This window comes from Pseudomonas sp. CFBP13508 (assembly GCF_005233515.1).
In the GTDB taxonomy this organism is placed as follows: Bacteria; Pseudomonadota; Gammaproteobacteria; order Pseudomonadales; family Pseudomonadaceae; genus Aquipseudomonas; species Aquipseudomonas mercuritolerans.
The window spans coordinates 591,229-604,983 of the sequence record NZ_QFZZ01000001.1 but is presented as its reverse complement, the minus strand read 5'-3'; the positions used below and the strand labels follow the sequence as shown (position 1 = coordinate 604,983).

Sequence of the window (13,755 nt, the reverse complement as noted above, 5' to 3'; positions counted from 1 at the left end):
GTTTTCACGCGCGGGGCCGAAATCTTAACAGACAAGCCTTAATAGCGCTTCCCGCGTTGAAAGGCTTGAATCGCGCAGTCCCGAGCACTCAGCTGTGGCTGGATGCTGGCGATCGTTTATTACAAGAACAAGAATCCGGAGTGACAGCGTTATGAACAGCTTGCGCAGTGTGTCGATCAGCCGACGCTTGTGGCTCATCCTGGTGGTGGCGGTGGTCATGTTGCTGACCTTGGGCGTGCTGATGCTCAAGCAGATCCACGACGACCTCTACAGCGCCAAGGCGCAGAAAACCCAGCATGTGGTGCAGACCGCCAGCGGCCTGCTCACCTACTACCACGGCCTGGAAACCGCCGGCACCTTGACCAGGGATGCCGCGCAGAAACAGGCGCTGACCGCAATCCGTGGCCTGCGCTACGACCAGAGCGACTACTTCTGGATCAACGACCTCACCCCCGTGATGGTCATGCACCCGACCAACCCCAAACTCGAAGGCCAGAACCTCTCGGCGATCCGCGACCCGGACGGTTTTGCGGTGTTCAACGAAATGGTCGCCATTGCCAAGGCCAAGGGCGCTGGCATGGTCAATTATCGCTGGCCGAAACCGGGGGCGACGGATCCGGTGGCGAAGACTTCCTATGTGAAGCTGTTCGAGCCGTGGGGCTGGGTGATCGGTTCCGGCGTGTATGTCGACGACGTGCAGGCGGAATTTCAGGGACAAATGATCAAGGCGTCGGCAATCGGCCTGGCGATTGCGCTGATCATGGCGCTGCTGGTGATCCTGATCGCACGCAGCATCGTCCGTCCGTTGCAGGAAACCGTGAATGCGATGGCCAACATCGCCAGCGGCGAAAGCGACCTGACCCGCAGCCTCGATACTTATGGCAAGGATGAAGTCACCGAACTGGCCCATCACTTCAATGCCTTCACCGCCAAGTTGCGTCGGGTGATTGGTGAGTTGCAGGTGTCGGCCAGTGCCTTGGGTCAGTCGTCCAGCGAGCTGGGCAACGACGCATCGCAGGCCCAGCAGCGCAGTCAGCAGCAATCGCAGCAGATGGAACTGGTAGCCACGGCAATCAACGAAGTCACCTACGGCGTGCAGGACGTGGCGAAAAACGCCGAACACGCCGCCGCTGAAATGCGTGATGCCGAAGCGCAGGCGCAACAGGGCCAGATCAACATCGACGGCAGCCTGCAGCAGATCGACAAGCTTTCGGGCACGATCGATCAGGCGGTAGAAGTGATCCGCACCCTGGCGGCGGAGAGCACGCAGATTGGCAGCGTGCTGGAGGTGATTCGCTCGATCGCCGAGCAGACCAATCTGCTGGCGCTCAATGCGGCGATTGAAGCAGCACGTGCGGGTGAGCAAGGTCGTGGGTTCGCCGTGGTAGCCGATGAGGTGCGCTTGCTGGCGCAACGTACGCAGAAATCGACGGCGGAGATTCAGTCGATGATCGAGCGCCTGCAGAATCATTCGGAGGCTGCGGTGAAGGTGATTGGCGACAGCAGCAAAGCCTCGCAACTGACCATTGAACAGGCGGGACTGGCCGGGGCGAGTCTCAATGCGATTGGCCAGGCGTTGCGTAATCTGAATGGGCTGAATGCGTCGATCGCCAGCGCCACGTTGCAACAGGCGCATGTGGTCGAGGACATCAACCAGAACGTGACCCAGGCGGCCGGGCTTTCGCACAGCACTGCTTTGGCGGCTGAACAATCCAGTGCAGCCAGTCTGCGACTTGGACAACTGAGCGAACAGCTCAACGGGTTGCTGCGCCAGTTCCGGGTCTGACCGGTCACCGAGGTGAGCCCACCCCTCACCCCAGCCCTCTCCCCGAGGAGAGGGAGCCGACCGAGGGGTCTGGCGTCATACATCGACCTGAGCAATCGAGTCGATTATGGATTCAACGAAAATCGTTCAAACCGACGCTGCTCCAAAGCGTCCCCCAATCAGTCCCCTCTCCCTCCGGGAGAGGGTTAGGGTGAGGGGCTTTTGATGTTGCCGTCTGTACATTCGACTCGCTGTCCCCAAGTCGGCGTACCTCGACCAAACACCTCGGTCAGTCCCCTCTCCCTCCGGGAGAGGGTTAGGGTGAGGGGCTTTTGATGTTGCCGTCTGTACATTCGACTCGATGTCCCCAAGTCGGCGTACCTCGACCAAACACCTCGGTCAGTCCCCTCTCCCTCCGGGAGAGGGTTAGGGTGAGGGGGCTTTTGATGTTTGCCGTCTGTACATTCGACTCGCTGTCCCCAAGTCGGCGTACCTCGACCAAACACCTCGGTCAGTCCCCTCTCCCTCCGGGAGAGGGTTAGGGTGAGGGGCTTTTGATGTTGCCGTCTGTACATTCGACTCGATGTCCCAAAGTCGGCGTACCTCGACCAAACACCTCGGTCAGTCCCCTCTCCCTCCGGGAGAGGGTTAGGGTGAGGGGGCTTTTGATCTTACTAATGCAGTACAATCCGCCCCCTTCTTTAACTCCCCAAGGATCCCTCATGTCCGGGCTTGAACTGTTTGCCGCTGCCCTCGGGGTCATCGCCGTGTGGCTGACGGTCAAGCAGAATCCATGGTGCTGGCCGATCGGGCTGGTCATGGTGTTGCTCTACAGCTGGATCTTCTTTGAGGTGAAGCTGTATTCGGACATGTTGCTGCAAGTGATCTACGCCGCGCTGCAGATCTACGGCTGGTGGCAGTGGACTCGCGCCGGAACCATGCATGACGGTCGCGAAGTCACCCGCCTCGATACACGCTCGATTCTGCTCGGCCTCGGTATCGGCGCAATCGGCAGCATCTTGCTGGGCGCCGCGATGGCGCACTGGACCGATGCCGCACAGCCGTGGCTCGATGCGGCGCTCACCGGTTTCAGTCTGGTCGCGCAACTGTGGATGGCGCAGAAGCGCCTGCAATGCTGGGCGTTGTGGTTTGTCCTCGACGTCATTTTTGTCGGCCTGTTCATCTATAAAGGCCTGTACCTGACTGCCGGCCTCTATGCGCTGTTCACCCTGCTCGCCGTGCAAGGCTGGCGGGAATGGCGCGCCGATCCGGCGTTGCGCACATGAAAGTCGTTGTCCTCACCGGCCCGGAATCCACCGGCAAAAGCTGGCTGGCGGCAGGCTTGGAGCAGCGTTTCGGCGGCGTGCTCGTTGATGAGTATGTTCGCCGCTTCATCGAAGAAAACCCACGCGACACTTGCCTCGCGGATATTCCCGATATCGCCCGGGGCCAGTTGCAATGGGAAGATCAGGCACGGGCGAAACAGCCCGCGCTGCTGATCCTCGACACCCATCTGCTGAGCAACATGCTCTGGAGCCAGACCCTGTTCGGTGACTGTCCGGACTGGCTGGAAACCGAATTGCTTGCGCGTCATTACGACCTGCACCTGCTGCTGTCGCCGCAACAGGTCGACTGGGCGGAAGACGGCCAGCGCTGCCAACCGGATCTCGCGGATCGCATGGCCTTCTACGGAGCCACCCGCGACTGGTTGATCCAGCATCAACAGCCTGTGCAAATCATCGAAGGCAATTGGGCCGAACGCCAGACGCAAGCCTTTGCGGCGGTCGAGCGTTTGCTGTCCACTTGAGCCGCGACGGCGGCATTTCGGGCAAAACTGTCCGTTTTTGAAACACTCCTGACCGCGCAAAGCCCCCGTCCAAACGCTGTTCATCTCTCCGTCACGCGACCTGTTACGCCGATGAAACACATTGGCGCAAACCCTTGTTCCAGAGCTTTGTAACGTCAGTTGGCACTCAACCGGCTCCCCGCGTGTATCAACGGTGAAACAGTAACGACCAGAGCCATCCGCTCATATCCGCCAAACCATTGAAATAACAAGACAATCCAAAACCGGCACAGCTTTCGCTCTCTCCTTCACAACGCTGAATAACCCAGCCCACTGAAGAAGGAATTGCAGCCGTGGGGAATTTCAATAAAAGCCTGACCTGCCTCCTGCTGATCGGATCAGCCGCCAGCGCATTGATCAGCGTCAGCGCCCAGGCCGAAGGCAACGGGGTGATCGTCCTCAACCGCGACGTTCAGCCCATCCCGATCGGCCGCAATGGCGGCAAAGACCCGTATCCGACCACGGTCAACGCCAACCCTTCGGCGCGGATCAACCAGACCCTCAGCAGTACCGAACTGACTGACGGTGATTTCGCCAGTGTCGCCAGCGGCTCGTCGATTCGCGGCAACATGACCACGCCCAGCTCCAACCTGCCCGGCATGAACACCCTGACCAACCAGAATGGCCTGCCCGGTATGCGCACTGGCAGCGGCGGGGGTTCTGGCGCCTCCATCTCAAACACCGTCAACCGGGCGATGAGCACCGGCCTGGCGCCGCTGACTCGCATGGCCGGAGGCCAATGACATGAATCGCACCCTGCTGCTTCTCGCCCTGCTCGGCTGCACCAGCGCCATGGCCGATTCTTCTTCAGTCAACAAGGCAGATATTCAGGATTCAGGCGCTCAGTATCGCGGCAACTTCAACGTCAACCAGGCCGCCGGTGACCAGATGCAACAAGCCAACACCAAGGCGATTGCCATCGGCACCGAAGCCCATGCCACCACCAGCGTCAGGCAGACCATCGACACGCCCGCCAGCCGCGCCATCGACGCGAGCGCCAACATCGGCGGCAACTCCTTCAGCAATGGCAACGGCATCCTCGGTGTGAACCAGGGCGCCGGTGCCAACAATCAAATGGCCAACGTGACGCGCGTCAGCATCAGTGCCGGCCCGCAGAGCGTTGACGACAGCGCCCTTTCACAACAGAACGTGGCGTTTTTACCGAGCTCAGGAGCAACTGGTACCTCAATCGGCAGTCGCCAGGTCACGACAAGTGATCAGGCCTTCACCGGCAGCCGCGGGGTAATCCAGGTGAACCAGAGTGCCGGGGTGGGGAACCGAATGGCTAACACCCTGAGCATCCGGGTCGCAGACTGACCCATACAAAGTGCAATTGGAAAAGTAACAACACTTAACCCAACTAATAAGCACGACGGAGAAACACCATGAAACCTACAATGGCTCTCAAACCACTGGTTTTCGCACTCGCAGCAGTGATGGCAATCGCAGCACAGGCAGGCGGCCGTGATGACAACAACGGTCATGGTAACGGGCATGGCAATGGACACGGCAACGGTCACGGCCAGCCACAAGGTCCAAATCTTGAACAACTGCTGCAGATCACCGCAGGCGCCGGCGCCGCTGTACTCGACGCGCAAAACAGCGACGGCAACGTGGTGAAAAACCAGGGCACCCTGAACAACGCCAATGCCAGCGACTCGCTCAACGGCTCCAACGGCAACATGGGCGCCAACGTTGCCGCCGGCGACGGCAACCAGCAGGACAACGCAGCTGCGCTGGCCACCGCTGACGAAAGCTTCATCTTCGGCAACGCTGTTGCAGCCTCGAGCGCGACTCAGGTGAACAACAACAACTACGTGAAAAACTCGTCCACTTTCAACAACGCCACGCTCAACAATGCAGGCAACAATGGTTCCGGAAACATCGGCATCAACGTGAGCTCGGGCAACTTCAACCAACAGAAAAACAACCTCGCCATCGCCGTTTCCGGTGGTCGTGTAGCGCAGGCTGCTGCCTCTGCCAACCAGTCCTCGACTGGCCTGGTCGTGGAAAACAAAGGCGTGCAGGCTTACAAAACCGACACCCTCACCGGTACTTATGCAGCTGCCGGCACATTCAAAGCCAAAGGCACCGCGACCATCGAAGACGACAACCACGGCGGTTGGGGCAACCGTGGCGGCGGCCATGGCGGCAACGATGATCAGAAAGCCAAGTTCGAAGCCGTGGGTACTTTTGGCCTCGCTGGCGTCACCACCCAACAAGTGTTGACCAAAGATGGCTGGAAAACCCCAGTCGTCAACAACGCCAACATGACCAACTCGATGAACAACTTCTCCGGCAACGGCGGAGCCAACGTCTCGGCGGGTGTGGGCAACCAACAAAGCAACTCGCTGTCCATCGCCGCAGGTTGCAAAGCCTGCATGTAATCGCGATCGAAACGAAAGCCCCGGCAACGGGGCTTTTTTCCCAGGTTCCACAAGGCGTATTCGATCATGCGGACTCCTGCCCTCCTCGCTCTGCTTTGCCTGTGCGGCCTGACCCAGGCAGCGCAGATGCCCGTGGCTGCCCTGCCGGGTGGCGTGCTGGTCTACAAGGACGTGCAAAGCATTCGTGAGCGCAAGTTTGCCGACATCGTCGAACAGAAAACCGATTTCAGCTGCGGCGCTGCCGCACTGGCAACGGTTCTGCGCCAGGCCTATTGGCTCGACGTCGATGAGGAGCACATCATCAAAGGCATGCTGGTCAACGCTGACCAGGACCTGGTGCGAACCCAGGGTTTCTCCATGCTCGACATGAAGCGCTACGTAGAAAGCATCGGCATGCGTGCCCGTGGCTACCGGATCCCGCCCGAGAAACTCGAAGCGGTGACCATTCCGGTGGTGGTCCTGATGGACATTCGCGGCTACAAGCATTTCGTCGTCCTGCAGCGCTCGGACAAGAATTGGGTCTACATCGGTGACCCGGTTCTCGGCCACAAGCGCTACAAGCACGACGACTTTGTCAAAGGTTGGAACGGCATTGTCTTTGCCATCGTCGGCCCCGGTTACGACAAGGCCAACGCCTTGCGCAGCCCTCCCGTGCCGCTGACGGCGAAGAACTCGCTGGACAGTTTCAACCCGGTCAAAGATGCGGAACTGATGGATTTCGGGTTCATTCAGAGCGACTTCTTTTAATCGCCGAGTTAGAAAATGGGACTGGATGTCCCGGGAGCAGCAGATGAAAAGCTCATACTGGCTGGCCGCCGCCTGCCTGGCAGCGAGTGCGTCAGGTTTAGCCCATGCCGGATTCAAACCCATCGAAATCAAGGACCAGGAGCTCGCCGAGCTGCGCGGTCGTTACGTCATGCCGGGGCGGATCATCAGCTTCGGCATTGTCATGAGCAGCACCTGGCGCAACGCCAGCGGCGATTTGATCGGGGCTGCGACCTCGATGCAGGTCCAGGCCGCAACGGTCAAACCGGAATTCTATGTCTCGACCATCAAGGAGTCGGGCAATGGCAGTGCTCCCACATTGGGTACCGGCACTGTCATCGGTGGCGCCGGCCTCAACAGCAGCCAGGGCGTGACGCAAAGCGTGCGCGCCGCCGGCGATGGCAACACCGCCAACAACAACGTCGCGATCAACGTCAGCGAGGCCAGTCAGGCCCCGGCTCTGGTGCCGTCGCAAGGCCAGGCCCTTGTCGCCGGGCAGACCATCACCGGCAGCAACGGCGCCGGCAGCGTCGCGGTTTCGGCCAATGGTGGTGGCGTGCAAATGGCGATTCAGGCCAGCGGCAATCAGGGCACCGCGCTGCAACAGGTCGCCCAGGGCGGGCTGCTGCAGAACACGCGATTGCTGGGCAGTGCCAACGTAGTCAACAACCTCACTCAACTCAACGTCGTACTTAACAATAACGGCAGAAGCGCCGGTGCACTGGATTGCAACCTGACCCAACTCGGCGCCCTACGCAATATCGGATATTGAACTACGCTGAGTCTCGATCATTGGGCTTAAAGGGACGGCTTATTCATGTATCGATCAGTATCACTGCGCGCCGCAGTGTGTTTGAGTACCCTTCTCCCGGCGGCAATGCTGCAAGCAGCACCCGACGCCGATGTAGAAGCCCTGAAACGGGAACTTCTGGAACTGAAACAACGATACGAACAACAACAACAAGCGCTGGCGGTACTTGAACAACGGGTCCGCCAGGTAGAAGAAACACCCGCCGCCCCAGCGCCAAAACGGCTGGCCAAATCGCCGTCCGACATGAAAGGCAATCGCGTCGCTACCGGAGCCGCCACGGGCACCGGTGCGGCCGCTGCATCGGGAGGCGCCGCCGGGGGCAGTGGCGCTTCCTACGGTCAATCGCTGGCCGATGATTCGCAACCGGCGCAGAGCGTTTCCAATCTGTATGACGAAGCCAGCGGTTTCTTTGGCGGCGGCAAGTTCAGCGTCGAAACCGGCCTGACCTATTCGCGCTACGACACCCGCCAGTTGATCCTCAACGGTTTCCTTGCGCTGGATTCGATCTTTCTCGGCAACATCAACCTCGACCGGATCAAGGCCGACACCTGGACCCTCGACCTCACCGGGCGCTACAACTTCGACAACCGCTGGCAGTTCGACCTGAACGTGCCGGTGGTGTATCGCGAGTCGACGTATCAGTCCGGCGGCGGCAATCAGGGCGCGGCCGGTGTGACGACTGAAGAAACCGTGACCAAGGATCCAACCATTGGCGACGTCAACTTCGGGATCGCCTACAAGTTCCTCGACGAGTCGGTCAACACCCCGGACGCCGTGGTCACCCTGCGCGTCAAGGCGCCGACCGGCAAAGACCCGTTCGGCATCAAACTGCGCCAGACCGACGCCAACTCCAACCTGTTCGTGCCCGACACCCTGCCCACCGGCAACGGCGTCTGGTCGATCACCCCGGGCATCTCGCTGGTCAAGACGTTTGACCCGGCGGTGCTGTTCGGCAGCCTCTCCTACACCCACAACCTCGAGGAGTCATTCGACGACATCAGCTCCACGGTCAACCAGAAAACCCCGGGCAAGGTGAAGATTGGCGACAGCTTCCAGATCGGCGCCGGTATCGCCTTCGCGCTGAACGAGAAGATGAGTATGTCGTTCTCGGTCTCCGACCTGGTGCAACGCAAGAGCAAGCTGAAACAGGACGGGGGCGATTGGGAATCGGTGGTTTCCAGTGATGCCAACGCCGGTTACTTCAACGTCGGCATGACGATTGCGGCAACCGACAACCTGACGATCGTGCCGAACTTGTCGATCGGCATGACTGATGATGCGCCGGACTTTTCGTTCAGCCTGAAATTCCCGTATTACTTCTAAAGCAAAGCAAAAGATAGCAGCCTCCGGCAGCTCCTACAGGGATTACGCAATCCAAATGCAGGGGCCGCCGAAGGCTGCGATCTTTTGATTTTCAGGTTTTTTGCTCATCGACCATTCATCGGAAACATGCCCGCACCTGTCAGGTATGACAGGTGTGCTTTTCACGTAATTAACTTCTGATACTTGCAGTGTCTGGTCGCCCGTGATCAGCATGTTCAGGAGCATTTAGCCGTGACTGTACTTAGCGCCGCAGACTTGTTTCGTCCTCGAATTCCCTTGGCTACCGAGCTGGAAACGCCGGAGGAATATCATGGTGGCATATCGTTGGAAGCAGTGAAAAGTGGCTACCTGACCGGGGTCGTTGATCCTTGGCTTAACATGGCTCTGAAGGACAAGTGTGCTTTTTACTTTGATAACCCGTTTTTCCCGGTTCGTACCATAGAAATCGATGAAAACAACATTGATAAACAGCTCACGTTCGATATCCCGGCAGGCCAGATCACCAATGGCAGCGCCAACGCCTTCTACATAGTTACCCGATTGAATCAGGGTCCGGTCGAGTCGGATAGCTTGCTGTTATGGGTCAAACTCACCCGCCCTGGCGACGTTGACACCGACAGCGAACCGGGACATTCCGGCCTTCTCTACACCCTTGATCCCGACCCTTCGAAGGGTGTGGATGCCGATATGGCCAGGGGTGGGATCAAAATGCTGGTGAAGCCTTACAAGAATATTGCCACTCATGATCGGATGTTTTGTCGCTGGGGTGACGAACTGGTTTCGTACTACCCGGTGACTGAAGCACAAGTCGCTGATCCGGCAAACAATCCGATCATCGTCACCTTCACTGAAGAAGTCATCAAAAAAGAAGGCAGCAAACCCATTGTCGAAGTGTCCTTTCAAGTGGTCGACCGCGTTGGCAATTTTCCGGATCCAGAGGCGCCTTGGTCGAAAATTACTAATGTGTCGGTGGACCTTACCGACCGGTTGCCAGCGCCATTAGTTATGGTCGATGAACAAATCGTCTCGGCGATCGACCTAAAGCAATTGGGCAGCCACGATGCCGTTGCCCGCGCATTCTTCACAGACCAGCATTTCCAGATCAATGACGAGCTGAGCCTGACCTGGACGGGTACTCCGCCGCAGGGGCAGCCCGTAATTGTGGGACCGGCGAAAAAGAAGCTTCTCAGCCTGCCCAACATCCTCGATCTTACGATCCCGAACGCTGCGATCCTGCTCATCCGCAATGGTTCGGCCAAGGTCAGCTATGACTTGATCCGAGGCGACTTGCCTGCCCGTCAATCCCGTGAAGTCGACATCAAGGTGACCGGTGAAGTCAGCCAGTTGGAGCCACCGACTGTCACCGAAGCGCCGAATCTGGTGCTTGATCCGAATGTGCATCAAAACGGCTTCACAGTGGTGTTCGATAACTTGAAGTTGAATGCCAATGACGAAATTGAACTGGAGGTGGTCGGGCGACCTGGAGATGGTTCGGTGCCGCCCCAGAAGAAGGTCATAGTGGCTGGGCAAACGAAAACTGAATTCAAGATCCCTTACTCGATTACCGGAGCGAACCTGCAACTTCCAGTGGTTTTGAAATACTCGGTTATCAGCAGCGGACAGGGAACACCGGTTCAGAGTGTGGAATTGAAGATTGGCGAGTTGCTGCAGTCGAGCATGCCGATGCCGAAACTTGAGGGGTTTGATGGGGATGTGCTGGATGTTGGGTTGATCAAGGATGATACGAAGGTGTTGTGTGAGGCTTGGCCGTTGCAGTGCGCGAAAGGATGTCCGATTTGGTTGAAGTATGTGGAGACGTTTGCGGGTGGTGGGGAGCGGGTTAAGGAGCAGTTTGTGGGGGCGGTGCATGATCAGGGGGTGGGGCTTAGTTATTTGGCGGAGGTGGAGTGGTTGCGGGGGTGTGAGGTGGATTCGACGTTGGAGCTTGTTTTGAAAGTGGGTTTTTTTGATGAGGCCCCGCTGGCCGATTCGATCGAATGTAAGAGAGGGATATATAAGACCAATGTCGGAGATGTTACTACATTTGATAACTTCGACTGGAACGGTTGGGTTACTGTTCACACGAACAAAATATCAAACACAGGAGACGAGTATTTTTTAGAATCAGCCCTAGGGGTCCCTTCCGGCGTTCCATACACATCCATAGCCAAAACTTTTCAAAATTTCAAGATCGGACATAAGTATGTAGTGAGTATGGTTTATAGGGGAGGTAAAGCGACAATGCAATTTTGGCAGGGTGATAAAGTGTTTTTCACCGCGGAGCTGCCTGCGACCTCCGGCTGGCAAACAATAACCAAAGATTGGATTGGAATCGATTGGCACACTCCAACAACTACAAAAATTAGCATCTCAGGTTACTCCGATTCAACGTTTTACATAAATAAAATAATTATAAAGCAAAGCTGAGGACTACATGAAAGCATAGAACAAGAAAACCATCATCCACCTATCCCAGCTTTCAAGAGCGTATAGGGAGTCCGTACGAGCCCTTCAACCGCCGATTTACGATAAACTCAACTCACCTAATCTGATGCTTATGCAACAACCGATAAAAAGTAGGCCGCGAAACCCCTAGGACCTTCGCGGCCACACTCAAATTATCACTGTGCCGATTCAACACATCACACAACGCCTGCCGTTCCGCGCGAGTCTTGTAATCCTCCAAGGTACCCATCGGCGTGGCAATGGAGTGCTGGCTGATCAAGCCGAGATCCCGCGCCTCGATCTGCCGGCCCTCCGCCAACACCAACCCCCGCCGTACCCGATTCGCCAGCTCGCGCACATTCCCCGGCCAGTCGTGCTTGCCCATGGCGATCAACGCATCTTCGCTGAAGCTGCGTGGCCGGCGCCCGGTTTCATGGCTATAGAAGTGCGAAAAATGGTTGGCCAGCATGGATAAGTCGCCATGGCGTTCACGCAACGGCGCGGTCACGACTTGCAGGACGTTGAGCCGGTAATACAGGTCTTCACGAAAACGCTTCTTCTCGATGGCTGCTTCCAGGTCAACGTGGGTCGCCGCGAGCACGCGCACGTCTACGGGGATCGGCTGACTGCCCCCTACCCGCTCAATATGCTTTTCCTGAAGAAATCGCAGCAGATTGGCCTGCAATTCCAGCGGCAGGTCGCCGATCTCATCGAGGAACAATGTGCCGCCATTGGCTGCTTCGATGCGCCCGACCTTGCGCTGATGCGCGCCGGTGAACGCGCCTTTCTCGTGGCCAAACAATTCCGACTGAATCAGATGCTCAGGGATCGCCCCGCAGTTGATCGCCACAAACGGTTTGCTGTGGCGTTGCGATTGCCGGTGCAGGGTGCGGGCGACCAGCTCTTTGCCGGTGCCGCTTTCGCCGCGAATCAGCACTGGCGATTCGGTCGGTGCGAGTTTGCTCAGCAGCTTGCGCAGTTCGCGGATCGGTTTGCTGTCGCCGAGCAGTTCGTGCTCCGGCTGATCGACATGAATCGTGCCCTGCCCGCGCAGGCGTGCCATGCCGAAGGCGCGGCCCAGGGTGACCTGCACGCGGGAGACGTCGAAGGGCAAGGTGTGGAAATCGAAAAACCACTCGCAGACGAAGTCGCCGACGTTCTGCAAGCGCAGGACTTCCTGATTGAGCACCGCAATCCACTCGGTGCCGCTGCGGCTGATCAGCTCTTTAACGGCTTCGGGACGTTCCAGATGGAACGGCTGCAAACGCAGCAGGCCTACGTCACAGGCGCGGGATGCGGCGTTTTCAAGATTACAACTGTCGACATCCCAACCCACGGCGCGCAATCCGGGCAACAGGCGATGGCAGTCGTCACACGGATCGACTACCAGTAAACGTCTCGACGCGGGCGCTTCGCTCATGACTGCTCCTTGGCGCCAAATTTTATAAATGATTGTAAAAACAGTCATTTGGCAGACCCGGTTGTAACACTAGCAAGATTTTGACGGGGGCTTGTATCGATTGCTTATATGAAGCTTGATGAAAGAGTTATAAGAAACCTGGTTGTTAGTTAGCTATCGACTATTTGTGTTGTGTCAGAGAGCGGCCCCTCACCCTAGCCCTCTCCCCAGGGAGAGGGAACTGACCGTGGTGTTTGTTCGAGCTACACCGACCTGAATTATCGAGCCGAACCCAAGTTTGAGAAGCCCACAAGTCGGCTCCCTCTCCTCGGGGTGAGGGATAAGACCGTGGTGTTTGTTCGAGTTACACCGACCTGAATTATCGAGCCGAACCCAAGTTTGAAAAGCCCACAAGTCGGCTCCCTCTCCTCGGGGAGAGGGCTGGGGTGAGGGGTGAATTCAGCGCGGTGTCCTGACATGTGCAGGACTACCGAAGCGAACGGCCGTTATGTAAAGAACTTGAAATTTCTTTGTTTCAAGTGTGACCCACCCCCCGGTTGCGTGCATCAGTACAAGTAACCCGCCGTACGGTAAGCCCAACCGACGGCACATCATTTGATTGGGCGCCAATAGAGAGAAGACCCCATGACTGCCCCGCTGCGTATCAACGAAGCACTTTTGATTGCCAACCACGCGTTCAAGCCTTTCCAATGCGTGGCCTGGGCGCCACAAGACGGTAACGGCGAACTGAGCCTGACCGTCATCGACCGCACCAACTCGCACATCGGTCGCAAACAGATCCCGAGCAGCGCCTACTCTGACCCGGCGCAACTTGAACAACTGCTGCAGCAGGCCCGCGCCGAACTGAGCGAAGACGGCCACAAGTTGCAATCCTGGTCGATGCCACACTGATAACCGCACAAGGGCGGATGACGTTGAAGTCATCCGCCCTTGTTGTATGCGTAGTCGAACAAGCAGGTACTTTCAGCGCAGTTTTACCCAAAGTACTTGGCT

12 protein-coding genes are annotated in these 13,755 nt (G+C 57.7%); 11 read left to right on the top strand and 1 reads right to left on the bottom strand.

The window, feature by feature from the left end:
* Positions 1–151: 151 nt before the first annotated feature.
* The 10 genes from PspCFBP13508_RS02675 (at position 152) to PspCFBP13508_RS02630 (ending at position 11,324) form a co-directional block, all read left to right on the top strand.
* A complete protein-coding gene (locus PspCFBP13508_RS02675; protein WP_130910535.1) occupies positions 152–1,786 on the top strand; it encodes a methyl-accepting chemotaxis protein in 1,635 nt (544 codons plus the stop codon).
* 701 nt (positions 1,787–2,487) lie between these two features.
* Positions 2,488–3,051: a nicotinamide riboside transporter PnuC gene (gene pnuC / locus PspCFBP13508_RS02670; protein WP_137213558.1), complete on the top strand. Its 564-nt coding sequence runs from the start codon at positions 2,488–2,490 to the stop codon at positions 3,049–3,051.
* Positions 3,048–3,572 carry an AAA family ATPase gene (locus PspCFBP13508_RS02665; RefSeq protein ID WP_137213557.1) on the top strand — a complete coding sequence of 175 codons (525 nt, stop codon included), beginning with the start codon at positions 3,048–3,050 and terminating at the stop codon, positions 3,570–3,572. The genes pnuC and PspCFBP13508_RS02665 overlap by 4 nt, the downstream gene beginning before the upstream one ends.
* 332 nt (positions 3,573–3,904) lie before the next feature.
* Entirely contained in the window at positions 3,905–4,354 is a 450-nt protein-coding gene (locus PspCFBP13508_RS02660) for a hypothetical protein (protein WP_024012918.1), read from the top strand.
* A 1-nt stretch (position 4,355) separates the two neighbouring features.
* Complete coding sequence (locus tag PspCFBP13508_RS02655; protein ID WP_130910538.1) at positions 4,356–4,928, top strand: adhesin; 573 nt, start codon at positions 4,356–4,358, stop codon at positions 4,926–4,928.
* 68 nt (positions 4,929–4,996) lie between these two features.
* On the top strand, positions 4,997–5,998 hold the full coding sequence (locus tag PspCFBP13508_RS02650) for a heme utilization protein (protein WP_130910539.1): 1,002 nt from the start codon (positions 4,997–4,999) through the stop codon (positions 5,996–5,998).
* A gap of 66 nt (positions 5,999–6,064) precedes the next feature.
* Positions 6,065–6,745, top strand: coding sequence for a C39 family peptidase (locus PspCFBP13508_RS02645; RefSeq protein ID WP_130910540.1), 681 nt, complete (start codon positions 6,065–6,067; stop codon positions 6,743–6,745).
* 43 nt (positions 6,746–6,788) lie between these two features.
* Entirely contained in the window at positions 6,789–7,535 is a 747-nt protein-coding gene (locus PspCFBP13508_RS02640) for a hypothetical protein (RefSeq protein ID WP_130910541.1), read from the top strand.
* Positions 7,536–7,580: 45 nt separating this feature from the next.
* Positions 7,581–8,897, top strand: a complete 1,317-nt coding sequence (locus PspCFBP13508_RS02635) for a hypothetical protein (protein ID WP_130910542.1) — start codon at positions 7,581–7,583, stop codon at positions 8,895–8,897.
* Between the two features lie 231 nt (positions 8,898–9,128).
* Entirely contained in the window at positions 9,129–11,324 is a 2,196-nt protein-coding gene (locus PspCFBP13508_RS02630) for a hypothetical protein (RefSeq protein ID WP_137213556.1), read from the top strand.
* Positions 11,325–11,436: 112 nt separating this feature from the next.
* On the opposite strand, the gene PspCFBP13508_RS02625 is transcribed toward PspCFBP13508_RS02630, so the two are convergent.
* Positions 11,437–12,762 (bottom strand): sigma-54 dependent transcriptional regulator, encoded by a 1,326-nt coding sequence (locus tag PspCFBP13508_RS02625; RefSeq protein WP_137213555.1) that lies wholly within the window; start codon positions 12,760–12,762, stop codon positions 11,437–11,439.
* A 624-nt stretch (positions 12,763–13,386) separates the two neighbouring features.
* Here PspCFBP13508_RS02625 and PspCFBP13508_RS02620 point away from each other — a divergent pair.
* A complete protein-coding gene (locus PspCFBP13508_RS02620; RefSeq protein WP_137213554.1) occupies positions 13,387–13,653 on the top strand; it encodes a hypothetical protein in 267 nt (88 codons plus the stop codon).
* The last annotated feature ends 102 nt before the right edge of the window (positions 13,654–13,755 follow it).

Bases quoted from the DNA above. Each gene is read 5' to 3' on its own strand.
- PspCFBP13508_RS02675 (WP_130910535.1), top strand. From the start codon at position 152: ATGAACAGCTTGCGCAGTGTGTCGATCAGCCGACGCTTGTGGCTCATC.
- pnuC (WP_137213558.1), top strand. From the start codon at position 2,488: ATGTCCGGGCTTGAACTGTTTGCCGCTGCCCTCGGGGTCATCGCCGTG.
- PspCFBP13508_RS02665 (WP_137213557.1), top strand. From the start codon at position 3,048: ATGAAAGTCGTTGTCCTCACCGGCCCGGAATCCACCGGCAAAAGCTGG.
- PspCFBP13508_RS02655 (WP_130910538.1), top strand. From the start codon at position 4,356: ATGAATCGCACCCTGCTGCTTCTCGCCCTGCTCGGCTGCACCAGCGCC.
- PspCFBP13508_RS02650 (WP_130910539.1), top strand. From the start codon at position 4,997: ATGAAACCTACAATGGCTCTCAAACCACTGGTTTTCGCACTCGCAGCA.
- PspCFBP13508_RS02645 (WP_130910540.1), top strand. From the start codon at position 6,065: ATGCGGACTCCTGCCCTCCTCGCTCTGCTTTGCCTGTGCGGCCTGACC.
- PspCFBP13508_RS02640 (WP_130910541.1), top strand. From the start codon at position 6,789: ATGAAAAGCTCATACTGGCTGGCCGCCGCCTGCCTGGCAGCGAGTGCG.
- PspCFBP13508_RS02635 (WP_130910542.1), top strand. From the start codon at position 7,581: ATGTATCGATCAGTATCACTGCGCGCCGCAGTGTGTTTGAGTACCCTT.
- PspCFBP13508_RS02625 (WP_137213555.1), bottom strand. From the start codon at position 12,762: ATGAGCGAAGCGCCCGCGTCGAGACGTTTACTGGTAGTCGATCCGTGT.
- PspCFBP13508_RS02620 (WP_137213554.1), top strand. From the start codon at position 13,387: ATGACTGCCCCGCTGCGTATCAACGAAGCACTTTTGATTGCCAACCAC.